Raw genomic sequence first — 22,060 nt, 5'->3', positions numbered from 1 at the left:
ACTCGTGCTTTTCGTTGACACAACCGAAGACAATAAGGTGGGTACCTGATGAGTGAGCCTTACTACCTGACGACGGCCATCGCCTACCCCAACGGCGCGCCGCACGTCGGGCACGCCTACGAGTACATCGCGACCGATGCGATCGCGCGGTTCAAGCGTCTCGACGGGTACGACGTCCGCTTCCTGACCGGCACTGACGTCCACGGGCTCAAGATGGCGCAGACGGCCGCGGCCGAGGGCATCCCGACCGCCGAGTTGGCGCGCCGCAACTCCGACGTGTTCCAACGCCTGCAGGAGAAGCTCGGCATCTCCTTCGACCGGTTCATCAGGACCAGCGACCCCGACCACTACGAGGCGTCGAAGGCCATCTGGCAGCGGATGAACGACAACGGCGACATCTACCTGGACTCGTACGCGGGCTGGTACTCGGTGCGCGACGAGCGCTTCTTCACCGAGGACGAGATCGAGTCCAGGCCCGACGGCACCCGGATCGCCACCGAGACAGGCACCGAGGTGACCTGGACCGAGGAGCAGACCTACTTCTTCCGGCTGTCGGCCTACGCCGACCGCCTGCTGGCGCACTACGAGGCCAACCCGGACTTCATCGCCCCGGAGGCCCGCCGCAACGAGGTGGTCAGCTTCGTCTCACGCGGCCTGACCGACCTGTCGATCTCCCGCACGACGTTCGACTGGGGTGTGCCGGTGCCCGGCCATCCCGACCACGTCATGTACGTCTGGGTCGACGCGTTGACGAATTACCTGACCGGCGTTGGCTTTCCCGACACCGACTCCGAGGATTTCGGCCGGTACTGGCCCGCCCAGCTGCACATGATCGGCAAGGACATCATCCGGTTCCATGCGGTGTACTGGCCCGCATTCCTGATGTCAGCGGGAATCGAGTTGCCGCGCCAGGTCTTTGCGCACGGCTTCGTGTTCAACCGCGGCGAGAAGATGAGCAAGTCGGTGGGCAACGTCGTCGACCCGATCAACCTCGTCGACGCCTTCGGTCTCGACCAGGTCCGGTACTTCCTGCTGCGCGAGGTCCCGTTCGGCCAGGACGGCAGCTACAGCGAAGAGGCCATCATCAGCCGGATCAACACCGACCTGGCCAACGAATTGGGCAATCTGGCCCAGCGCTCGCTGTCGATGGTGGCCAAGAACCTCAGCGGCGTGGTGCCGCAGCCCGGCGCGTTCACCGCCGAGGACGAGGCCCTGCTGGCCCAGGCCGACGTGCTGCTCGACACCGCTCGCAGACATTTCGACAACCCGGCCATGCATCTTGCGCTCGAAGCGATCTGGCTGATGCTGGGCGCGGCCAACCGATACTTCTCCGCTCAGGAGCCGTGGGTACTGCGGAAGTCCGAGGACGCTGCCGACCAGCAGCGTTTCGGCACAGTGCTTTACACGACGATGGAGGCAGTCCGAATCGCGGCGCTACTGGTGCAGCCCGTGATGCCGACATCGTCAGCCAAACTGCTGGACCTGTTGGGCCAGCCGGAAGACCAGCGGGATTTCAGCGCGCTCAACACTCGGCTTGTGCCGGGCACGCAGCTGCCGAAACCAGAGGGCGTGTTCCCGCGATATCAGGTGGAAGAGAACTGATGAACACCGACGATCTGCATGTGAAGCTACGGGATGTCTTCGATGAGGTGATGCGCCGCAACACCGGCGAAGCCGAATTCCATCAAGCCGTCTACGAGGTCCTGACGAGCCTGGGGCCGGTGGTCGCCAAGCATCCCGAGTACGCCGACACCGCGGTGATCCGCCGGCTGTGCGAGCCCGAACGTCAGATCATCTTCCGGGTGCCCTGGATCGACGATTCCGGCACAGTCCAGCTCAACCGCGGCTTCCGCGTCGAATTCAACTCCGCGCTGGGACCTTTCAAGGGTGGGTTGCGGTTCCACCCGTCGGTCTATCTGGGCATCGTGAAGTTCCTCGGCTTCGAGCAGATCTTCAAGAATTCGCTGACCGGCCTGCCGATCGGCGGCGGCAAGGGCGGCTCGGACTTCGACCCCAAGGGCCGCTCGGACGCCGAGGTGATGCGGTTCTGTCAGTCCTTCATGACCGAGTTGTACCGGCATCTGGGCGAATACACCGATGTGCCGGCCGGTGACATCGGCGTCGGCATGCGCGAACTCGGTTACATGTTCGGCCAGTACAAGCGCATCACCAACCGCTACGAGTCGGGTGTGTTCACCGGCAAGGGCCTGACGTGGGGCGGATCGCAGGTCCGCACCGAGGCCACCGGTTACGGCACGGTGTTCTTCGTCGAGGAGATCCTGCGCAGCCGCGGGAAGTCCTTCGACGGTACCCGTGCCGTGGTGTCGGGTTCGGGCAACGTCGCGATCTACGCGATCGAGAAGATCCACCAGCTCGGCGGCATCGTCGTCGGCTGCTCGGATTCCAGCGGCTATGTGGTCGACGAGAAGGGCATCGACCTCGAACTGCTCAAGGAGGTCAAGGAGGTGCGGCGCGGCCGCATCGCCGAGTACGTCGACGCTCGCGGCGGCGCCACCGAGTTCGTGTCGGGCGGTTCGGTGTGGGACATCCCCTGTGACGTCGCGCTGCCCTGCGCCACGCAGAACGAACTCGACGGCGATGCCGCGACCGCCCTGATCAAGTCGGGCTGCAGGATCGTCGCCGAGGGCGCGAACATGCCGTGCACGCCGTCGGCGGTCAAGCAGTTCACCGAGGCCGGGGTCGTCTTCGCGCCCGGCAAGGCCGCTAACGCCGGCGGTGTGGCCACCAGCGCACTGGAGATGCAGCAGAACGCCTCGCGTGATTCGTGGACCTTCGAGGACACCGAGGAGCGGTTGGCGGAGATCATGGGCCGCATCCACGACCGCTGCCTGTCCACCGCCGACGAGTACGGCCAGCCGGGCAACTACGTCGCGGGCGCGAACATCGCGGGTTTCATTCGGGTCGCCGACGCGATGGCCGCACTCGGCCTGGTGTAAGCGCGTGATGTAGGTCACAAAACGCGAGAGAGTTGTCACAACTCCGGCTCCTGCGGTGTCTCGAGGTCAGCACCGCCTCAACAAAGGAGTGGAGAACATGGCAACCACAGCTGCGAACATCGTCGTGCTGGGTGGCGGCTACGCCGGAGTGCTGGCCGCCAACCGGCTGCGCCGGAACCAGGATCTGCATATCAGCCTGGTCAACGCCCGACCGCACTTCGTCGAGCGCATCCGGCTGCACCAGCTGGCGATCGGAAACGACGACGCCGTCGAGCCTTACGACACGCTGCTCGGCGACGGCGTCGACCTGGTCGTCGCCGCCGCGACCCGCATCGACGCCCCAGCGCGTCAGCTGCACCTGGCCTCAGGCGCGGTCCTGGACTACGACTGGCTGGTCTACGCCGTCGGCAGCACCGGCGGGGCACCGCGTGCCGTACCGGGGGCCGCCGAATTCGCGTTTCCGCTGGCCGAATTCGAGGACGCCACTCGCCTGCGCGCCCGACTTCAGGATGTGCCGGAGCACTCACCCATCGTGGTCGTCGGCGGTGGCCTCACCGGAATCGAGGCCGCCTCCGAGTTCGCCGAGGCGGGCCGTCCCGTCACGCTGGTCACCGATCGCCTCGGCCCCTCTCTGGGCACCGCCGGTCGCAAGTCGGTGACCAAGGCTCTGCGCAGGCACGGCGTGCGGATCCTCGAGGGTGTCACGGTCACCGCCGTCACGGCCGACGCGGTCCAGCTCGCCGATGGTGCTCGGCTGCCCAGCGCCGTGACCGTGTGGACCGCGGGCTTCGGTGTGCCGTCGCTGGCCGCCGACAGCGGCCTGACCGTCGACGCTCTGGGCCGCCTGCTCACCGACGAGACCTTGACCAGCGTGGACGACGACCGCATCATCGCCGCGGGCGACGCCGCGGCGCCGTCGGGCCTGCCGCTGCGGATGAGCTGCCAGGCCGCGATGCCGCTGGGCGCCCAAGCCGCCGAGACCGTGCTGGCCCGGGTCGCGGGTGCCGAAGCGAAGGCACTGAGTCAGGCGTTCACCGGGCAGTGCATCAGCCTGGGGCGTACGTTCGGCACTGTGCAGCTCGCGCATGTCGACGACACTCCTCGCCGGGCCTACATCGGCGGCCGGACAGCGGCATTCGTCAAGGAACAGGTGTGCCGGTTCACCCTGCGCGGACTGCGCTGGGAGGCCGACAGGCCCGGCGCCTACCGATGGTTCCACAGCGATTGGCGCCAGGACCTGCTGTCGGCGGCCGACGAGGCGGTGCCGGTCCGGTGACCGCAGCCGCCGCCGGCACCGACGAGCACGCAGAGCGGTTCACCCATCTGCGGCCGCTGCTGTTCACCATCGCCTATGAGATCCTCGGCACCGCAACGGAAGCCGACGACGTACTGCAGGAGAGCTACCTGCGGTGGGCGGCGGTGGACCTGAGCGGGGTCACCGACACCAAGGCCTACCTCGCCCAGCTGGTGACACGGCAGTCACTCAACGCGCTGCGCGCAGCGGCCCGACGTCGTGAGCAGTACGTCGGGCCGTGGCTGCCTGAGCCCCTGCTGCTGGAGGGTTCACTGCAGGGCGGGGACGCCTCGGCCGACGTGGTGCTGGCCGAGTCGGTGTCGATGGCGATGATGGTGGTGCTCGAGACGTTGAGCCCGGACGAGCGCGCGGTGTTCGTGCTGCGGGAGGTGTTCGGCTTCGACTACGACGAGATCGCCTCGGCCGTGGGCAAATCCACGGAGGCAGCGCGTCAGGTGGCGCACCGGGCCCGTGCGCATGTGCGGGCCCGCCGCCGCCGGTTCGAACCCGTCGACCCGCAGGAGTCACTCGCGTTGACCGCGCAGTTCTTCGCCGCGGCCGCCACCGGAGACGTTGACCAGCTGGTGTCGATGCTGGCGCCGGATGTGGTGTGGACCGCCGACAGCGACGGCAAGGTCAGTGCGGCCCGGCGCCCGGTGTCGGGTGCGGACAACGTCGCACGCCTGGTGATGGGACTGGTTCGCCTCGGCGGACCCCAGGCGCGGGTGGAACCGGCGAGCTACAACGGCGAGCCCGCGCTCAACCTCTATCTCGGCGACAGCTTCGAGGGTGTGGTCATGGTCGAGGTGGTCGACGGAAAGATCACCAACTTCTACGCCATGCGCAACCCGGAGAAGCTGGCCGGCCTCGCGGTCGCCCGCCAGATCAGCCGTTGAGCAGGCCGTCTGGGAAGCTGATGCCATGCGCATCGACCGCCTCGGAGCCCTCGGCACACCCGCCGAGGTGCTGCGCGCGGTGTCTGTCGGCGCCGCCCGGCGGGGGTTGGCCCCGCCGGCCGCGCTGACAGGCGAGTGGTTCGGCGCGCAGGCCGTGATCGCTCCGAGCGTCGCGATCGGATCCGTCGCCGCCGATGAGGCCTTCGATGTCCGCGCGGCGGGCCCGGCCGAGGTGGTCGGCGGCGGATGGATCGGCGGCCTGTCGTTTCCGTCCGGCGGGGCGCCCTCGGCGGTGGGCGGGTGGACCGACTGTGTGCTGCGCTGCGACGCCGCGGGGCTGTGGTGGTACGAGAGCCTGACGGGGGCGCCGCTGCCGGGCTGGCTGGACGAGGCCCTGATGACGCCGTCGACACCCCAGCCATGGCGCATCGACTGGACACCGCCCGACCGTGACGTGCACCGTGCCGGGGTTCTCGCCTGCCTGGCGGCCATCGCGGCCGGGGAGGTCTACCAGGCGTGCGTCTGCACGCGATTCACCGGAACGCTGCACGGGGCGGCGGTGGACTTCTTCGCCGACGCGGTCGCCTCGACAAGTCCGGCGCGCGCCGCCTATCTGAGTGGGCCGTGGGGTGCGGTGGCGTCGCTGTCCCCGGAGCTGTTCCTTCGCCGCCGCGGGCAGACCGTGACGTCGAGTCCCATCAAGGGCACGCTGCCGTTGCACGCCGACCCGGCACGGCTGCGCGACTCGGTCAAGGATGTCGCGGAGAACATCATGATCGTCGATCTGGTGCGCAATGATCTGGGCCGGGTGGCAACCATGGGTTCGGTGACCGTGCCCGAACTGCTCGCCGTGCGGCCCGCGCCGGGGGTGTGGCATCTGGTTTCGACGGTGTCGGCGCACGTTCCGGCCGAAGTCGCGACGCGCGAACTCCTGTCCGCCACGTTCCCCCCGGCCTCGGTCACCGGCACTCCGAAACTCCGTGCCCTGGAACTGCTTTCGCAGTGGGAGCCCCACCCGCGGGGCGTGTACTGCGGCGCCATCGGACTGGCGTCCCCCGTCGCGGGGACCGAACTCAACGTCGCGATCCGCACCGTCGAGTTCGATCATGCCGGGCGGGCCGTGCTCGGTGTGGGTGGCGGGATCACCGCCGACTCGCAACCAGACGCGGAGTGGCAGGAGTGCCTCGACAAGGCCGCGCCGACCATCGGGCTCAGCAGTGCCGCCGGCAGCGCTCGACGAGGATCTCCGCCAGCAGTCTCGGCTCGCTGACCATCACTGCGTGACACGCGTCGAGAGCCCCCGACGACCGCTACTCCCGTGAACGTAACACCGCGTCGTAGAGCTCGCGGCGCGATGGCGCGCCGGGATGCGCGGACACCACGTGCTGGCACGCGTCCTTGACGCGCATGCCCGTCTCGACCAGCTCGGCCACCTCGGCCGCCAGGGTGTCGATGTCGGCCACCGGCGTCGCTCCGGCCAGCACCACGGTGATCTCGCCGAGCACGCCGTCGGCGGCCCAGTCGGCCAGCTCGGCCAGCGTCCCGCGCACGATCTCCTCGTGGGTCTTGGTCAGCTCGCGGCACACCGCCGCGCGGCGATCCGGACCCAATTCGGCCACCGCGTCGCGCAGACAGTCGGCGAGCCGGCGCGGCGACTCGAAGAACACGCATGTGCGCTGCTCGCCGGCCAGCGTCGCCAACCAGGTGCGGCGGGCGCCGGGTCTGCGGGGGGCAAAGCCCTCGAAGCAGAACCGGTCGGCGGCCAGGCCCGAGACCGTCAGTGCTGTCGTCACCGCCGATGGGCCGGGCAGGCAGGTCAGCGGCAGGTCGGCGGCCACGCACGCGGCCACCAGGCGGTAGCCGGGATCGCTGATCGAGGGCATGCCGGCGTCGGTCACCGCCAGCACCGTGGCACCGGCCTGCAGTTCGGCGACCAGCATGGGAACGCGTGTGCTCTCGTTCTGGTCGAACAGGCTGACCACGCGTCCGCTGATGTGCACGCCCAGCGATTGCGCCAGTGAACGTACGCGTCTGGTGTCCTCGGCGGCGACGATGTCGGCCGAGCCGAGAGCTTCGATGAGGCGTGCCGACGCATCGCCGGGCTGCCCCAACGGCGTGGCAGCCAGCAACAGTCGGCCGCCAGTCATGACCCACAGCCTACGATCGTCACTGATGACCGCTCCAACTCCCGTCGTGCCGGAGCGCGCCGTACCCGTGATCAGTCCCGGGCCGCTCGTCCCGATCGCCGACTTCGGGCCGCTGGACCGGGCCCAGGGCTGGGCCATGACCGGCGTGATCGCCGGTTTGGCCGCCGCCAGCAGGTTCCTCAACGTGTGGTCGCCGACCGATGCCGGCACGCCCATCTTCGATGAGAAGCACTACGCGCCGCAGGCCTGGCAGATGCTGCACAACCACGGCGTCGAGGACAATCCGGGCTTCGGCCTGGTGGTCCATCCGCCGGTGGGCAAGCAGTTGATCGCCATCGGTGAGGCGATCTTCGGCTACAGCGGTCTGGGCTGGCGGTTCACCATGGCGCTTCTGGGCGTCATCACGGTCGTGCTGGTGGCACGGATCGTTCGGCGCATCACTCGCTCGACGCTGATCGGTGGCATCGCCGGCCTGCTGATGGTGGTCGAGAGCGTGTCCTTCGTGACGTCGCGTACCGCCCTGCTCGACGGGGTGCTGGTCACCTTTGTGGTGGCGGCGTTCGGAGCGCTCATCGTCGACCGGGACCAGGTCCGGGAGCGCATGCACACCGTCCTGCTCGACGGGCGGATCGGCGAGACGCCGTGGGGTCCGCGACTCGGCGTGCGATGGTGGCGGTTCGGCGCCGGTGTGCTGCTCGGCCTGGCGTGCGCGACCAAATGGTCGGGGCTGTACTTCGTGCTGTTCTTCGGGTTGATGTCGTTGGCGTTCGACGTGGCCGCACGGCGGCAGTACCGGGTGGGGCGGCCCTGGTTGGGCACCGTGCGCCGCGACCTCGGTCCGACGGCCTGGGCGATGGGTGTCATCCCGGTGGCGGTGTACCTGGCGTCGTACTGGGCGTGGTTCGCCTCCGAGACCGGGGTCAACCGCTACGAGGCGGGCCGAACCATCGGCGAGCGCGCCTGGTTCCAGCCCCCCGACGCGATCCGGTCGCTGTGGCATTACACGTTCAAGGCCTACGAGTTCCATTCCGGCCTGACCAACGCCGGGGGCAATCACCATCCGTGGGAGTCCAAGCCCTGGACATGGCCCATGTCGCTGCGGCCGGTGCTGTACGCGATCGACCAGGACAACGTGCCGGGGTGTGGCGCTGCCTCGTGCGTCAAGGCGGTCATGCTGGTCGGCACGCCGGCGATGTGGTGGCTGGCGGTCCCGGTGCTCGTCTACGCGGCCTGGCGCGCCTTCATCCGGCGCGACTGGCGCTACGCCGTGGTCCTGGTCGGCTACTGCGCTGGTTGGCTGCCGTGGTTCGCCGACATCGACCGGCAGATGTACTTCTTCTACGCCGCGACCATGGCGCCGTTCCTGGTGATGGCGATAGCCCTGATATGCGGCGACATTCTGTACAAACCGACACGTGACCCTGAGCGTCGCACGCTCGGCGCCGTCGTGGTCTGTCTTTACCTCGCCGTGGTGATCACGAACTTCGTCTGGCTGTTCCCAGTGCTGACCGGAATGCCGATCTCTCAGGCCACCTGGAATATGCAGATCTGGTTACCGTCCTGGCGGTAGTGCGGAGTCGGGTTGGCCGCCGAGCCGCCGTGGCCTGCCAGTCGCTTGCGTGCCGAATTGCCCAGACGGTCGTTGATCCACAGATCCCTCCGCCCTCCGTGCAATTTCGGCGAGGCGTGTCACCGGCGGCGCTGAACATGCCCCCATGGACAGTCCATTCCTGGGCACGGAAGCCCTCAGAAGCGGGGCGCTGACCCGCGCTCAGCGGCGCTGGAACCACCGCGCGATCCTGCCCAACGTGTACGTGCACAAGGACGCCCGAGCGTCGCTGTGGATGCGCACGAAGGCCGCGTGGCTGTGGTCCGGGCGGCGAGCAATCATCGCCGGTCGCGCCGCGGCAGCGTTGCACGGTGCGTTGTGGATCGACAGCGACATTCCCATCGAACTGCTGTGGCACTGCCCCCGCCCGCCGCCGGGCATCATCGCCCGCAACGAGCGGTTCTCGTTCGACGAAATCGTCGAGGTCCGGGGCATGTACGTCACGTCGCCGACCAGAACGGCGTTGGACCTGGCGCGGCACCTGACTCGTGACCCCGCCGTCGCACATCTCGACGCGTTGGCGCGAGCGACGGGAATACAGTCGGAGTCGGTGCTCGACCTGGCGGAGCTGTATCCCGGTGCGCGCGGACTGCCACAGGCGCGAAAGACACTGCCGCTCCTGGATGCCGGCGCGCAGTCGCCCAGGGAGAGCTGGCTTCGGCTGCTGCTCACCGATGCGGGCTTCCCGCGCCCACGTACGCAGATCCCGGTCACCGACGGGTTCAGCACGGCCTATCTCGACATGGGCTGGGAAGACGAGATGATCGGTTGCGACTATGACGGCGAGAGGCATTTCTCTGATCGCACACGCTTCGTGCACGACATCGGCCGCAACGAATTGGTGGCCGGTCAGGGGTGGATCGTCAGGCACGTCGTTGCCGAGCACAGCAGAAAGTTCATCGTGCGCCGGGTGAACGAGGCGTTTCGATTGCGGGGCATTGCATTACGGGGCACAGTTCGGCCAGATTGCGCCTAGGGTCGTTGCGCAGCCCAATCAACAGCCCTACATGCAATCCCGCGGCCAGGCAGGACACAAGCCCGCCCCCACCGAGCGCTGACTACAGCGGATCCCGCGCCGCCGGGCACGACATGCAGCGCGGGCCGCCACGCCCCGTCCCAAGCTCGGAGGCCGAGATGCGCAGCACCTCGATACCCGAATCCTCAAGCCGGGCATTGGTTTCGGAGTTCCGCTCGTAGGCCACCACCACTCCGGGGGCCACCGCGAGAGTGTTGTTGCCGTCGTCCCACTGCTCACGCTCGGCGGTGACGGGGTCCAGTCCCGTGGCGATCACCCGCAGCTTGTCGATCCCCATGGCGGTCGCCGCAGCCTCGACGAAGGGAGCCGAGTCCGCAATCTGCACACCGCCGTCGCCCAGCCGGCGAATGGTGAAGGCGGACAACGAGTCGACGACGTTGGGGTACATCACCACGGCGTCGACGTCGACCATCGTGCACACGGTGTCCAGATGCATCTGCGCGCGCTCCTGGGCGATCGGCACCGCCAGCACGGTGTGCGCCAGATCATCGTCGAACAGGCTGCGCGCCAATGCCTCCGCGCCGGCAGGTGTGGTCCGCTCCCCCACCCCGACGGCCACCACACCCGGCGCCAGCAGAAGCACATCGCCACCCTCGACGGGGGCCGACCGTGACTCGTAGGCGCGCCGCACACCGAGGAAGCGCGGATGGTGGGCATAGATCAGGTCCGTCAGCGAGGTCTCCCGGATGCGTGCGGGCAGCGCCAGCGACGTGATCGCCACCCGCGGACCGATCCAGAACGACGAGTCGCGGGTGAAGAGCAGATTCGGCAGGGGTTCGATCACGAAATCGCCGCCGTGATGCATGCGCCGCACCAGCGACAGCTCGCTCTGCGCGAGCGGCAACTCGGTGAACGTCATGCCCGCCATCAGCACGTGCGCCAAGGCCGTCGGGTCCAGGCCCCGCAGGTACGCCGAAAGTTCTTGGGCCAGGGGCAACCCCAGCCGACGAGAATCGACGGCTGCGGAGATGCCGTGCATTCTGGCCGCCCCGCTGACCAGCGCCTCACCGAGCAGGTCGGCGAGAAGAAGGACCTCGACACCGCGGGAGCGCAGCAGTTCGGCGAACGCGTCGTGTTCGTCCTGGGCCCGAGAGACCCAGGGCAGACCGTCGAACAGAAGTTTGTCGCTGTTGCGCGGTGTCAGCCTCTGCAGTTCAGCACCGGGCCGATGCAGGATCACCGAGCGCAGCGTCCCGACCTCGGAATTGGCGCCCAGAGTCACAGCACTCACACGTAGAACCGTAACCCCATCGGCCACCTCAACTATTGTTCAGGTGTATGAACGCCCTGGAGTTGACGCCGGGCGAGCTGGCATCCCGAGCCGGGGTGGCCATCTCCGCACTGCACTTCTACGAGCGCGAGGGCCTGATCTCAAGCCGTCGCACCTCCGGCAACCAACGCCGCTACAGCCGGGAGACACTGCGGCGCGTCGCGTTCATCCGAATGTCACAGCGCCTGGGCATCCCCCTGGCCCGGGTGCGCGATGCACTCGCGACACTGCCCACCGATCGGATTCCCACGAGCCGCGACTGGGCACGCCTCTCGGCGGGGTGGCGCCAGGACCTCGACGACCGGATCCTGCATCTGCAGCGCCTGCGCGACAATCTCGCCGACTGCATCGGCTGCGGCTGCCTGAGCCTGAAGAGCTGCGCGCTGTCCAACCCGGGCGACGTCATGTCACGGGAGGGTCCGGGCGCAAGCCGGCTGTAGCTCGAACACGTGTGCGATAGACTGGACCACGTGTCAGTGTCGCTGCAGGGCGCCCTGTTCGACCACGCCGAACGGCGCTGGTTGGAGCACGGCGCGTGGATCGACGTACGTGCCGGGTGGTACGACGCGCCGGACGGGCTGTTCGACGAGTTGCTGACCGCCGTCCCGTGGCGCGCCGAACGCCGTCAGATGTACGAGCGCGTGCTGGATGTGCCACGACTGGTCAGCTTCCACAACCTCGTCGCGGACGAGGCGCCGCACCCCGCCCTCAAACAGATCCGCCGCCGCCTCAACGACATCTACGCCGGTGAACTCGGCGAACCCTTCACCACCGCCGGGCTGTGCCTGTACCGCGACGGCAACGACAGTGTGGCGTGGCACGGCGACAACATCGGCCGGTCCCGCACCGAGGACACCATGGTGGCCATCGTCAGCCTCGGCGCACCGCGCACGTTCGCCCTGCGGCCACGCGGCGGCGGGCCGTCGCTGCGCCTCAAGCACGCCCACGGCGACCTGCTGGTGATGGGCGGTTCGTGCCAGCGCACCTGGGAGCACGCGGTGCCCAAGACCGCCCGTCCCACCGGCCCGCGGATCAGCATCCAGTTCCGGCCGCGGGACGTCCGCTAAGACCGGATCGCGTTGACCGCGTCGGTGAGCAGCGCCTCGGCGCGCTTGGTGTCGACTGGCGCGACGGGCTTGTCGGGGGTCACCAGTGGATTGGCGGTGACGATCACCTGGTGGTCACCGAAGTGGGCCAGATAGCTGTACACCTCACCGGTCTGCGACTTGCCGTTGATGTTCGCCTCGAGCACGCGGTGCACACCGGAGGTCTGCACGCCGTCGATCTGAGGTGCCGGCACGACCTCCATGGTGCCCCGCATGGTGCCCGTGCTGAACGAGACCTTCTGGCACTTGTCTCCGGGATCCTTGACCGGCACCTCCTGCGAGGTCTGCATCGCGATCACGACAAAACGGTTGCCGTTGCCCTCGGCGATCACCGACGACATGTTGCCCTTGAGGTCATCCGGCATGGTCTGCTCCGTCGCGAACGCCGCGCAGTCGGCGGGATCGAACTTCAGCCCCTCCGGCAGCTTGGGGCTCTCGAGCATCTTCGGGTCGATCCCCGAGGACTTCTCGGTGATCTGGAAATCCGGGCCGAACGTGGACTTCATTTCACTGACCTTGGCGATATCGGCTGTGCCCGCGTCCTCGGGAGACCCTCCCGAACACCCCGCCAGCAGACCGACACTCAACAACGCGAACAGCACTCTGTGTGTGGACATCGGGGTGCAATCTACCGAGGGTCAGCGCGCTCCGCGCACCGCGGAGATGGATTTCACCAACAGGTCGGCGGCGTCCTGAGATGTCAGGGCCTGATGCGGGGAGCCCGGATCCACCACGAGTGCGACGAAGACGAACCCGTCGTCGACACGGGCGGTGAAGGTGTAGGCCTGCGAATCGGTTTCGGTGCCGGATTCGACGAACGTACGGACCGAAGCCGCCATGCCCATGGTCACCGCGCCCTCGACCGCCGGCGCCGGGATGAGAGACACCGCGGCCGTCGATCCACCCGAGACCACGGACCACTGCGCACACTCGGTCGACAGCCCCGAATCCTGCGCGGGCTGCCCGTGCGGAGTCGCGGCCGCCATCACATGCAGCAGGCCACCGTCCCCTGAACCGGACAGCCCCTGCCCCGGCGCACCCGCGACGGGGTCCAGCAGCGCGCCGCACTGTGGCGGATCGGCGGTCCACCCCGGTCGCATGCCCCACGAGCCGATCGGAGAAACCGGGCCCGTCGCCTCGATGACCTCGTACCCGACCGGCAGATCGGCGCGCACACGCCGGATGCGGCCAGGATCGAAGGACTGCGCCGCGGCCTGGGCGTCCGACGGCGTCACCGATTCCGACACTGCGCGGTCGGCGTCACCGCACCCGGTGACCGAGATCGCCGTCACCACGAATACGGAGATGAGGCGTCGCACACCCGATTTGACCACGCATCGGCCGTTTCGCCCGCACGGACCGCCGATCCCTCGACGAGATCCCTACACGGGCGGTCAACGAGTCGGGATTCCCACGCCACGGGAAGAAAACCTTTTCTTGAATAGTTCAAGTTTACGAGCTACCGCGCACATGACGGCAGACGATTCAGGAGGAGGCGGACATGAGAAAGACGGCGACGATCACCACAGGCACCATCGGCGCCCTGGCAGTGCTGACGCTGGGACTGGCCGCACCGGCTGCGGTCTCGACGCTGCAGCCGCAGGGCACCGACACTTTCACGGCGCAGACCATCAACGCACCACTGGACGAGGACCAGTTCTCTGACCTGGGCGTCCTGGGCAATCGCGGTCCGCGCGACGGGGTCAAGCGGCCGGGTTTCGGCGGCGGTGTGGACCGTCCGGTCTTCGGCCCTTCAGCAGAGGGCCGCTGACGCAGGCAGAGCAGAGGGGCGCTCCGACTTCGGAGCGCCCCTCTTCTCATGCTCAGCGGTTCAACCGCCAGATATCGGTCGACATCACGGTCGCGAAGGTGCACCAGGCCGGATATGCCGTCAGCGCCAGGCCGGCCTGCGGATTGACCGCGGCCGTCCGGCGGGCCAGATCCGCACTGCTCACGGCCAGCACACCAGCGGCCACCGCCGCGGGCCCGAGCCGGTGCCAGCGGAAGAACACCCAACTCCAACTGGCGTTGAGCCCCAGGTTGAGGGCCAGCGCTGCCACGTAGGCACGAGTGCGGGCATCGTCGCCCTCGGCGCGCAGTCGGTCGATCGTTGCCGCCGACGTCGCCGCGATCGTCGCGTACAGCGTCGTCCACGCCACCGGGAACACCGGGCCGGGTGGCACGTACGACGGCTTCTTGATGGTCGAGTACCAACCCTGCATTCCAGACGCGTTGGCGACGCTGCCCAGTGCGGCCGCACCGGCCGTGGCGAGTCCCGTGGAGATCAGTGTTCGAATGCGCATCCCTGATTCCTACCCGCGCCGGCGGCCCGCCAATCCGCACGGGAGCTCTCAGCCGTCCCGCCCGATTCCGCCGTGTCCTGCGGCGATGTCGCCCGCGAAGACGCCTCACAGGGGACACTGTCGCTGTGGACACGACATCGATCGGCCGACTGACCGCGATTGCGGGTGCGGGCCTGACGACCATCGCACTGACCTTCGCCCTCGTCGGCTGCGGGTCCAACACCAAAGAGGGCGTGCCGACGACGGCCGAGGCCTCGGCCGAGGTGGAGACCACGACCGCCGAGGCGTCTCCCACCGAGACGCCCGACACCCGTGCCCCTCAGCAGGCGGGCAAGCACCGCACGATTCAGGACTACATCCGCGACAACGCCATCCAGGAGACCCCGATCAAGCGGGGCGACCCAGGACCCAGGATCGACCTGCCCGTGCCCGACGGCTGGCAGGCCGCCGACGACATGCCCAACGCCCCGTACGGCGCAATCGTCTACCAGGACACCGCCGTTCCGGACAACCCGCCACGGATCCTGGCGCTGGTGTCGAAGCTCACGGGCGATGTCGATCCGGCGGAGATCCTCGCGCTGGCCTCCGGCGAGTTGAACAACATCCCCGGATTCGACGGCCCACTGGAGGGCGACCGGGACTCGCTGGGCGGCTTCGACGCGGTGCAGCTGGGCGGCAGTTATGAGGTCGACGGCAAGAAGGGCATGATCGCCCAAAAGACCGTCGTCATCCCCGGCCAGGACGGGCTGTACGTCCTCCAGTTGAACGCGTACTCCTCCGAGTCGGAGGCCGGAATCCTCGGTGACGCCACCAACGTCGTGGATGAGCGGACGACGATCACGCCCTGACCGAACCGAACTGAGGGCCCGGCAGCGGTCAGCGCTGGCCGGGCGCGACCTCAGGCCCGCGAGATCGCTGAAGCCTCCGCCACCTGCTCCTGTGTCGGCCGCACGCCGGTGTACCGCTCGAACTGCTCGGCGGCCTGAAGTGCGATCACCTCGGCCCCGGTGATGACCTGCCTGCCCGCCGCCCGGGCCGCGGCGATCAGGGGTGTCTCCGCGGGCAGGGCGACGACGTCGAACACGGTGTCGGCCGCGGCGATGGCCTCCGGCCCGAAGGGGCTGTCGTGCTCGTCAGGACCGCCCGCCATCCCCACCGGAGTGACATTGACGATGATCGACGCGCACGCTCCGCCGAGGTGCGGGCGCCAGCGGTAACCGAGTCGGTCGGCCAGGGCCGGCCCGGTGACCTCGTTGCGGGCCACCACCGTCCCGCGCTCGAACCCCTTGTCCCGAAACGCGGTTGCCACCGCAGCGGCCATCCCGCCGCTGCCGTTGATGAGGACGGTCGACTCCGGGGACAGCCCGTGCTCGTCGATCAGTCGTTCGACGGCCAGGTAATCGGTGTTCGAGGCGGTCAGCACCCCGTCGTCGTTGACGATGGTGTTCACCGCGTGGATCGCCCGTGCCGAGGACTCGACGTGATCGACCAACCGCAGGACGTCCTGCTTGAACGGCATGGACACCGAGCACCCGCGGATGCCGAGGGCCCGCACGCCGCCGATCGCCGCCGCGATGTCGGTGGTGGTGAACGCCTTGTAGATGAAGTCGAGTCCGAGCACCTCGTAGAGATGATTGTGGAATCGGGTGCCGATGTTGCTCGGCCGAGCCGCCAGCGAGATGCACAGCGTGGTGTCCTTGCTCAACGGTGGCCGCGGCATGTCAACCGACCGCCCGCAGGACCTGCCGCGCGGTCACGGCGATCTGCTCGATCAGCTTCTTGGGCAGTCGGATTCGCTGCCTGTCAGGCACCTGTATCACGGTCATCACCACCCCGAGATCCTCCCTCTGCCAACTGGCGCCGAAACTGTCGAAGATCCGGCGCATCGCCAGGTTCTCGGCCAACACGGTGGCGGTGAACTCCTCGACGCCCCCCTCCTGGGCGGCCACCGCGAGCGCCTTCATGAGGAACGTGCCGATTCCCTGGCCCTGGTAGGCGTCGGCCACGATGAAGGCGACCTCCGCCGATGTCGGTTTGGCCGGGTCCCGGATGAACCGCGCGTCGGCGATCACGTCCTCGCGACTCTCCGGATCGGGACTGCAGGGGTCGAGGACGACCCATACGAAGTGGTCCACATAGTCGACCTGGAACAGGTAGTCCATCAGCGCCTTGTTGGGCTTGCGGACCGACATGAAGCGGCGGTACACCGTCTCGGCGGAGAACTCCACGTGTCCGCGGGACGTGCGCTCGCTGTCACCCGGCAGGACTGGCCGCAGCAGCAGATCGTGGGCGCCCTTGAGACGGATCGGCACGGGCGTGATGAACGCCGCGAGTCGCTGCCGCGCGAGTCGGACCAGATTCGGCAGCACCCCTGGGAGCCCGACGAGTTCGCCGAACGCCTCGTCACCTCCGCGCCATCCCCGCACATCGGTGGTCGCGACGACGGTCGCCACCCGCGTGCCGTTGCGCAGCAGCGCGATCTCTCCCACGATCTGCCCGAACGGGACGGTGAGTTCGGTGATCGACCCGTCATCGTTCTCATGCCGGATCGCGACGTCCCCCTCGGCGATCACATAGAACGAGTGGGCCTGCTCGCCCTGCCGCATCAGGACGTCACCCGCACGGAATCGGACGGGCTCGAGCAGCAGCGCCAAGCCGTAGAGGTCGGCGCCGAAACAGTCGGCGAAAAGCGCCAGCGTCGCGAGTTCGTTGGCCCGCTGGGTGATCAGTTCGGCCACGGCTGAACCCTTTCGCAGCCTGTTCGCACTCCTTGCAGCGCCACGTTACCGGAAGCCCTCGGACGTCTTAGTCGACTCTGACCACCCGGATGCTCAATCTGCCGAACTGAGCCCCCAGGGTCACTCAGTATCAACTACTTGTCATTGGCGGGGCCGCCGTCTACCGTCGAGCCAAAGCCCACGTGTCGGCGTCGTCAGCCGACTCACATCGCAGAGGAGCGGGCATGGCTCGGTTTCCCAAGCCGGACGAAGGCAGTTGGACGCAGCACTACCCCGAGTTGGGGACAGGCCCAGTGTCGTACGAGGACTCGATCAGCCCGGAGATCTACGAACTGGAGCGTAAGGCGATCTTCAAGCGCGCCTGGCTGAACGTCGGCCGGGTGGAACAGGTTCCACGCAAGGGCAGCTATTTCACCAGGGAGATGCGCGCCGCCAACACCTCGATCATCGTGGTGCGCACGAAATCCGGGGAGATCAAGGCGTTCCACAACGTCTGCCGACACCGTGGCAACAAGCTCGTCTGGGACGACATGCCTCTGGAGGAGACCAGCGGCATGTGCCGGCAGTTCATCTGCAAGTACCACGCCTGGCGGTACGACCTGGACGGTGAACTCACCTTCGTGCAGCAGGAGGACGAGTTCTTCGACCTCGACAAGAGCCGCTACGGCCTGATCGGCGTGCACTGCGAGGTGTGGGCGGGGTTCATCTTCGTGAACTTCGCCAAAACCCCAGAGCAGTCGCTGCGCGATTTCCTCGGCCCGATGATCACCAACCTGGAGGGCTACCCCTTCGACAAGATGACCTCACGGTTCACGTATCGCTCTGAGGTGAAGGCGAATTGGAAGCTCTACATGGACGCCTTCCAGGAGTTCTATCACGCACCGGTGCTGCACGCGAACCAGTCGCCCACCGCCTACCGCAAGGCCGCCGCGGAGGCCGGCTTCGAGGCGCCGCACTACCAGATCGAGGGGCCGCACCGGCTGGTCAGCACGTCAGGCGTGCGCGCCTGGGAGATGGCCGACGAGATGCGCAAGCCCATCGAAGATATCTGCCAGAGTGGGCTTTTCGGCCCGTGGGACAAGCCCGACCTCGGTGAGATGCCCCCCGGTCTCAACCCGGCTCGGTGTGACCCGTGGGGGTTGGACTCGTTCCAGCTGTTCCCGAACTTCGTCATGCTGTTCTGGGGTCAGGGCTGGTACCTGACGTACCACTACTGGCCGACGTCGTTCAACACCCATCTCTTCGAGTGCACGCTGTATTTCCCGCAGCCCCGAACGCCGAGGGAGCGGTTGGCCCAGGAGTTGGCGGCCGTCTCCTTCAAGGAGTACGGATTGCAGGACGCGAACACCCTGGAGGCCACCCAGACCTCGATCGAGACCCGGGCCGTCGACGAGTTCCTGCTCTGCGACCAGGAGGTCCTGATTCGCCACCTGCACAAGGAAACCGCCGCGTGGATCGACGACTACCAGCGCAAGACTGCCGGAGTGTGAGCCGATGAGCACCAGACTGCCCACCGAATTCGCCGACCTCGAGCCCTTCGCGGACTGGTGCCTGGCCAGTGAGCCGGAGCGCTACGCGAAACGCCTGAACAGCACCATGACTCAGATGCAGGCCTTCTATGACGCGATCACCCCGCGCGCCGAGGAGGCGATCTCCTACTGCGACAAGTTCAGCCTCGACGACATGCCCGAGGATGTGCTGAACCTCATGCACCTGCTGTACTCGATGGTCACAGTGTCCTTCCCGGTGGAGTGCTGGAAGCAGCCACGGGTACCGGATTCCGGTGCGACAACGCTGGACTGCGTCGCCGAGCCTGTGCCGTGACCGCAGCCGAAACCGCGACGACGGTTCTGCGGGCCGCGCGGTGGCTTGACGTCGCCGCGGGCGAGGTCCGCTCCCCCGCGGTCGTGGTCGTCGAGGGCAACAGGATCACCGACGTCAATCCCGCGGCACCGCTTCCGGACTCGGCGACCGTCGTCGACCTGGGCGACGTCACGCTGCTACCCGGGCTGATGGACATGGAACTCAACCTGCTCATCGGCGGACCGGGCAACCCGGACGGGCTGCCCACCCCGATGCACGGCGTGCAGGACGACCCGGCCTACCGGACGCTGCGAGGCGCGGTCAACGCCCGCACCACGCTCGATGCCGGATTCACCACCGTGCGCAACCTCGGCCTGATGGTGAAGACCGGCGGTTACCTCCTCGATGTCGCTCTACAGCGCGCCATCGACCAGGGGTGGCATCAGGGGCCGCGCATCCACCCCGCGGGCCACGCCGTCACGCCGTACGGCGGACACCTGGATCCGACGGTCTTTCAACGGCTGGCGCCGGGAATCATGCCGCTGTCCGTGGCCGAGGGCATCGCCAACGGAGTCCCCGATGTCACCGCCTGCGTGCGCTACCAGATCCGACACGGCGCCAAGCTGATCAAGGTCTCGGCCTCGGGCGGCGTGATGTCCCACAGCACCTCACCGGGCGCCCAGCAGTACTCCGACGCGGAGTTCGCCGCGATCGCCGATGAGGCCCACCGCGCCGGAGTGAAGGTGGCCGCCCACGCGGTCGGGGACAGCGCGATCCAGGCCTGCATCCGGGCCGGCATCGACTGCATCGAACACGGCTTCCTGGCCAGTGACGAGACGATTCAGATGATGGTCGACCACGGAACCTTCCTGGTGTCGACCACCTATCTCACCGACGCGATGGCGATCGACCGCATCGCACCGGAACTGCGTAAGAAGGCCAACGAGGTATTCCCGCGGGCAAAGGCCATGCTGCCCAAGGCCATTGCCGCTGGCGTGCGGATCGCCTGCGGCACCGACGCTCCCGCGATCCCGCACGGTGAGAACGCCAAAGAACTGTGCGCCCTCGTCGCGCGCGGCATGACCCCGATGCAGGCACTGCGGGCCGCGACGCTCACCAGCGCCGAACTGGTGGACGTCGCCGACGAACTCGGGCAGTTGGCACCGGGCTTCCTTGCCGACGTCATCGCCGTCCCGGGTGACCCGAGTGTGGACATCGCGGCGACCCTCGACGTCAGGTTCGTGATGAAGGACGGCACGATCTATAAGAACACCATGCGCTAGCGTCACGAGTGGGCGCGGAAGGAGGCGAGATGGAACTCACCGACAACACCCTGTGGTGGCTCAAGCAGGCGTTCTACTTCTCCCTCACCGAGGTCAACGAGGCCGTCAAAGAGCACGGCGTCAGCACCGCCCAGATCGGCGTCCTGCGCCAGTTGGCCAACCAACCCGGCCTCTCCGGAGCCGAGCTGGCCCGCCGCCTGCTGATCACCCCGCAGGGCGTGCAACTCGCACTCACGGCCCTGGAGAAGCGCGGCCTGGTTGAGCGCAAACAGGATCCCCAGCACGGGCGCATCCTTCAGGTCTTCCTCACCGACGAGGGCCGGGCGGTGGCCTCCTCGGTGTTCGCGGATGCCGTCGCCGCCCACGATCGGGTGTTCGGCGTGCTCAGCAGCGCGGAGCAGGAGCAGTTGCGTGCCCTTCTGCGGCGAGTGATCGAACAGGGCACCGGGCACACCCCGCATTCCGACCACATCGACACCTAGACCACCGAGCACCGATGCATATCAAGCCCTTGAGATTAATAACAAGTACTTGATATTGTTGGCCGCGATGGAGGAACCGACAACAACCCCGCACCGATCCGTGGCCGACGCGCACGGTTTCACTCCCCTACGGGTCAAGGCGGTGGTCCGGGAGACCACCGACGCGGTGTCCCTCGTCCTCGACGTTCCCGAAGCCAGCAGGGACCGATTCCGTTACCGGGCTGGCCAATTCGTGACCGTGCGCGTCACGATCGACGGCGCGGAACATCGCCGCTGCTATTCGATGTCCTCCGCCCCCGCCGTCGAGTCCGACCTGCGGATCACCGTCAAACGCGACCGCGATGGTCTGGTCTCCAACTGGATCAACGACACCATGACCGTCGGCCACGACCTGCACACCTCACCCCCTGAGGGGCGTTTCGTGCTCACCGAGACCGATCGCGACGTCGTCACGTTCGCGGGCGGCAGTGGCATCACCCCGGTGTTCTCCCTGGTGCACTCGACGTTGGCAGCCACCGCCCGCCGGGCACGACTGTTCTATGCGAACCGCAGTCGCGACTCGGTGATCTTTCGGGACGCGTTGGCAGACCTGACGGGCACCCATCGCGGCCGCTTCGAGGTGCACCATCATCTCGATGATCAGGACGGCGTGGTCTCACCGCAGCGGATCGCCGACTTCATCGCCGACGGCAGCCACCCCCACACCGACTACTACGTCTGCGGCCCCACACCGTTCATGGACACCGTCGAACGAGTGCTGCGCGACGCCGGCGTCCCCAAGGCGAACCTGCACTTGGAGCGCTTCACCGTCGCCTCGGTCCCGCCGCCGAATCCGGCCGAGACCGCCGTCACCGAAGAGGTGACCATCACGCTCGGACGCCAGACCATCACCGTGCCCTACCGCGCGGGAAACACGCTGTTGCAGACCGCTCGCCTTGCCGGACTGAAGGCGCCGTCCTCCTGCGAGACCGGTTCGTGCGGAACATGTATGGCGCAGGTGACAGCGGGTAGCGCACGCATGAACAACAACGACGCCCTCGATGACGACGAAGTCGACGAGGGCTGGGTCGTGACGTGTCAGGCGTTGCCGACCAGTCCCAAGGTTGAGGTGGTGTACGAGTGACACAGGAGTGGCG

23 protein-coding genes are annotated in these 22,060 nt (G+C 67.6%); 16 read left to right on the top strand and 7 right to left on the bottom strand.

Annotated features, from left to right (window positions below):
• The first annotated feature begins 48 nt into the window (after positions 1–48).
• The 5 genes from metG (at position 49) to A5727_RS13415 (ending at position 6,417) form a co-directional block, all read left to right on the top strand.
• Entirely contained in the window at positions 49–1,602 is a 1,554-nt protein-coding gene (gene metG / locus A5727_RS13435; RefSeq protein ID WP_068249833.1) for a methionine--tRNA ligase, read from the top strand.
• On the top strand, positions 1,602–2,957 hold the full coding sequence (gene gdhA / locus A5727_RS13430; protein ID WP_068249831.1) for an NADP-specific glutamate dehydrogenase: 1,356 nt from the start codon (positions 1,602–1,604) through the stop codon (positions 2,955–2,957). The genes metG and gdhA overlap by 1 nt, the downstream gene beginning before the upstream one ends.
• A 97-nt stretch (positions 2,958–3,054) precedes the next feature.
• Positions 3,055–4,233 (top strand): NAD(P)/FAD-dependent oxidoreductase, encoded by a 1,179-nt coding sequence (locus tag A5727_RS13425; protein ID WP_068249882.1) that lies wholly within the window; start codon positions 3,055–3,057, stop codon positions 4,231–4,233.
• The gene (locus A5727_RS13420) at positions 4,230–5,147 is read left to right on the top strand and encodes an RNA polymerase sigma-70 factor (RefSeq protein WP_068249829.1); all 918 of its coding nucleotides are present in this window, start codon (positions 4,230–4,232) and stop codon (positions 5,145–5,147) included. The genes A5727_RS13425 and A5727_RS13420 overlap by 4 nt, the downstream gene beginning before the upstream one ends.
• 25 nt (positions 5,148–5,172) lie before the next feature.
• Positions 5,173–6,417: an aminodeoxychorismate synthase component I gene (locus A5727_RS13415; RefSeq protein WP_068249827.1), complete on the top strand. Its 1,245-nt coding sequence runs from the start codon at positions 5,173–5,175 to the stop codon at positions 6,415–6,417.
• A 40-nt stretch (positions 6,418–6,457) separates the two neighbouring features.
• Here the strand turns inward: A5727_RS13415 and rsmI are convergent, their stop codons facing one another.
• Entirely contained in the window at positions 6,458–7,294 is an 837-nt protein-coding gene (gene rsmI, locus A5727_RS13410; protein ID WP_068249824.1) for a 16S rRNA (cytidine(1402)-2'-O)-methyltransferase, read from the bottom strand.
• Between the two features lie 25 nt (positions 7,295–7,319).
• Here rsmI and A5727_RS13405 point away from each other — a divergent pair, with 25 nt between their 5' ends.
• Both A5727_RS13405 and A5727_RS13400 read left to right on the top strand, forming a co-directional pair.
• Positions 7,320–8,864 carry a dolichyl-phosphate-mannose--protein mannosyltransferase gene (locus A5727_RS13405; RefSeq protein WP_068249822.1) on the top strand — a complete coding sequence of 515 codons (1,545 nt, stop codon included), beginning with the start codon at positions 7,320–7,322 and terminating at the stop codon, positions 8,862–8,864.
• 145 nt (positions 8,865–9,009) lie between these two features.
• Positions 9,010–9,879 carry a putative endonuclease domain-containing protein gene (locus A5727_RS13400; protein ID WP_068249819.1) on the top strand — a complete coding sequence of 290 codons (870 nt, stop codon included), beginning with the start codon at positions 9,010–9,012 and terminating at the stop codon, positions 9,877–9,879.
• An 82-nt stretch (positions 9,880–9,961) separates the two neighbouring features.
• Here the strand turns inward: A5727_RS13400 and arcA are convergent, their stop codons facing one another.
• Positions 9,962–11,161, bottom strand: coding sequence for an arginine deiminase (arcA, locus tag A5727_RS13395; protein ID WP_068249817.1), 1,200 nt, complete (start codon positions 11,159–11,161; stop codon positions 9,962–9,964).
• A 56-nt stretch (positions 11,162–11,217) separates the two neighbouring features.
• On the opposite strand from arcA, the gene soxR reads away from it, so the two are divergent.
• Positions 11,218–11,649 (top strand): redox-sensitive transcriptional activator SoxR, encoded by a 432-nt coding sequence (gene soxR / locus A5727_RS13390; protein ID WP_068249815.1) that lies wholly within the window; start codon positions 11,218–11,220, stop codon positions 11,647–11,649.
• A 30-nt stretch (positions 11,650–11,679) separates the two neighbouring features.
• Positions 11,680–12,276 (top strand): alpha-ketoglutarate-dependent dioxygenase AlkB, encoded by a 597-nt coding sequence (locus A5727_RS13385; protein WP_068249809.1) that lies wholly within the window; start codon positions 11,680–11,682, stop codon positions 12,274–12,276.
• Here A5727_RS13385 and A5727_RS13380 read toward each other — a convergent pair.
• Both A5727_RS13380 and A5727_RS13375 read right to left on the bottom strand, forming a co-directional pair.
• A complete protein-coding gene (locus tag A5727_RS13380) occupies positions 12,273–12,932 on the bottom strand; it encodes a DUF5642 family protein (RefSeq protein ID WP_068249807.1) in 660 nt (219 codons plus the stop codon). The two genes, A5727_RS13385 and A5727_RS13380, sit on opposite strands and share 4 nt — an antisense overlap.
• Positions 12,933–12,953: 21 nt before the next feature.
• The gene (locus tag A5727_RS13375) at positions 12,954–13,607 is read right to left on the bottom strand and encodes a DUF5642 family protein (protein ID WP_197507656.1); all 654 of its coding nucleotides are present in this window, start codon (positions 13,605–13,607) and stop codon (positions 12,954–12,956) included.
• A gap of 209 nt (positions 13,608–13,816) precedes the next feature.
• On the opposite strand from A5727_RS13375, the gene A5727_RS13370 reads away from it, so the two are divergent.
• Positions 13,817–14,086, top strand: a complete 270-nt coding sequence (locus A5727_RS13370; protein ID WP_068249803.1) for a hypothetical protein — start codon at positions 13,817–13,819, stop codon at positions 14,084–14,086.
• A 52-nt stretch (positions 14,087–14,138) separates the two neighbouring features.
• On the opposite strand, the gene A5727_RS13365 is transcribed toward A5727_RS13370, so the two are convergent.
• The gene (locus A5727_RS13365) at positions 14,139–14,618 is read right to left on the bottom strand and encodes a TspO/MBR family protein (protein ID WP_068249799.1); all 480 of its coding nucleotides are present in this window, start codon (positions 14,616–14,618) and stop codon (positions 14,139–14,141) included.
• A gap of 125 nt (positions 14,619–14,743) precedes the next feature.
• Here A5727_RS13365 and lpqN point away from each other — a divergent pair, with 125 nt between their 5' ends.
• On the top strand, positions 14,744–15,466 hold the full coding sequence (lpqN, locus tag A5727_RS13360) for an envelope biogenesis lipoprotein LpqN (RefSeq protein ID WP_231992066.1): 723 nt from the start codon (positions 14,744–14,746) through the stop codon (positions 15,464–15,466).
• A gap of 50 nt (positions 15,467–15,516) precedes the next feature.
• On the opposite strand, the gene A5727_RS13355 is transcribed toward lpqN, so the two are convergent.
• On the bottom strand, positions 15,517–16,338 hold the full coding sequence (locus A5727_RS13355; protein WP_068249797.1) for a shikimate 5-dehydrogenase: 822 nt from the start codon (positions 16,336–16,338) through the stop codon (positions 15,517–15,519).
• A gap of 1 nt (position 16,339) precedes the next feature.
• Positions 16,340–17,356: an acetyltransferase Pat gene (pat, locus tag A5727_RS13350; RefSeq protein ID WP_068249795.1), complete on the bottom strand. Its 1,017-nt coding sequence runs from the start codon at positions 17,354–17,356 to the stop codon at positions 16,340–16,342.
• A 224-nt stretch (positions 17,357–17,580) separates the two neighbouring features.
• Here pat and A5727_RS13345 point away from each other — a divergent pair, with 224 nt between their 5' ends.
• The 5 genes from A5727_RS13345 to A5727_RS13325 all read left to right on the top strand — a co-directional run bounded on the left by A5727_RS13345 (position 17,581) and on the right by A5727_RS13325 (position 22,047).
• Complete coding sequence (locus tag A5727_RS13345) at positions 17,581–18,846, top strand: aromatic ring-hydroxylating oxygenase subunit alpha (protein ID WP_068249794.1); 1,266 nt, start codon at positions 17,581–17,583, stop codon at positions 18,844–18,846.
• 4 nt (positions 18,847–18,850) lie between these two features.
• The gene (locus tag A5727_RS13340) at positions 18,851–19,180 is read left to right on the top strand and encodes a hypothetical protein (protein ID WP_068249792.1); all 330 of its coding nucleotides are present in this window, start codon (positions 18,851–18,853) and stop codon (positions 19,178–19,180) included.
• Complete coding sequence (locus A5727_RS13335) at positions 19,177–20,442, top strand: metal-dependent hydrolase family protein (RefSeq protein WP_068249790.1); 1,266 nt, start codon at positions 19,177–19,179, stop codon at positions 20,440–20,442. The genes A5727_RS13340 and A5727_RS13335 overlap by 4 nt, the downstream gene beginning before the upstream one ends.
• Positions 20,443–20,471: 29 nt before the next feature.
• Positions 20,472–20,924: a MarR family winged helix-turn-helix transcriptional regulator gene (locus A5727_RS13330; RefSeq protein WP_068249880.1), complete on the top strand. Its 453-nt coding sequence runs from the start codon at positions 20,472–20,474 to the stop codon at positions 20,922–20,924.
• A gap of 67 nt (positions 20,925–20,991) precedes the next feature.
• Complete coding sequence (locus tag A5727_RS13325; RefSeq protein WP_068249788.1) at positions 20,992–22,047, top strand: ferredoxin--NADP reductase; 1,056 nt, start codon at positions 20,992–20,994, stop codon at positions 22,045–22,047.
• The last annotated feature ends 13 nt before the right edge of the window (positions 22,048–22,060 follow it).

Origin of the sequence: Mycobacterium sp. ACS4331 (assembly GCF_001667265.1) — a bacterium.
Lineage (GTDB): Bacteria > Actinomycetota > Actinomycetes > Mycobacteriales > Mycobacteriaceae > Mycobacterium.
The sequence above is the reverse complement of the archived record's forward strand: the minus strand, read 5'-3'. Positions and strand labels throughout refer to the sequence as shown.

Coding starts and splice junctions, on each gene's coding strand:
- A5727_RS13405 (WP_068249822.1), top strand. CDS start 7,320: ATGACCGCTCCAACTCCCGTCGTGCCGGAGCGCGCCGTACCCGTGATC.
- A5727_RS13425 (WP_068249882.1), top strand. CDS start 3,055: ATGGCAACCACAGCTGCGAACATCGTCGTGCTGGGTGGCGGCTACGCC.
- rsmI (WP_068249824.1), bottom strand. CDS start 7,294: ATGACTGGCGGCCGACTGTTGCTGGCTGCCACGCCGTTGGGGCAGCCC.
- metG (WP_068249833.1), top strand. CDS start 49: ATGAGTGAGCCTTACTACCTGACGACGGCCATCGCCTACCCCAACGGC.
- A5727_RS13340 (WP_068249792.1), top strand. CDS start 18,851: ATGAGCACCAGACTGCCCACCGAATTCGCCGACCTCGAGCCCTTCGCG.
- A5727_RS13400 (WP_068249819.1), top strand. CDS start 9,010: ATGGACAGTCCATTCCTGGGCACGGAAGCCCTCAGAAGCGGGGCGCTG.
- A5727_RS13415 (WP_068249827.1), top strand. CDS start 5,173: ATGCGCATCGACCGCCTCGGAGCCCTCGGCACACCCGCCGAGGTGCTG.
- A5727_RS13355 (WP_068249797.1), bottom strand. CDS start 16,338: ATGCCGCGGCCACCGTTGAGCAAGGACACCACGCTGTGCATCTCGCTG.
- A5727_RS13345 (WP_068249794.1), top strand. CDS start 17,581: ATGGCTCGGTTTCCCAAGCCGGACGAAGGCAGTTGGACGCAGCACTAC.
- A5727_RS13330 (WP_068249880.1), top strand. CDS start 20,472: ATGGAACTCACCGACAACACCCTGTGGTGGCTCAAGCAGGCGTTCTAC.
- soxR (WP_068249815.1), top strand. CDS start 11,218: ATGAACGCCCTGGAGTTGACGCCGGGCGAGCTGGCATCCCGAGCCGGG.
- A5727_RS13325 (WP_068249788.1), top strand. CDS start 20,992: ATGGAGGAACCGACAACAACCCCGCACCGATCCGTGGCCGACGCGCAC.
- A5727_RS13365 (WP_068249799.1), bottom strand. CDS start 14,618: ATGCGCATTCGAACACTGATCTCCACGGGACTCGCCACGGCCGGTGCG.
- A5727_RS13370 (WP_068249803.1), top strand. CDS start 13,817: ATGAGAAAGACGGCGACGATCACCACAGGCACCATCGGCGCCCTGGCA.
- gdhA (WP_068249831.1), top strand. CDS start 1,602: ATGAACACCGACGATCTGCATGTGAAGCTACGGGATGTCTTCGATGAG.
- A5727_RS13380 (WP_068249807.1), bottom strand. CDS start 12,932: ATGTCCACACACAGAGTGCTGTTCGCGTTGTTGAGTGTCGGTCTGCTG.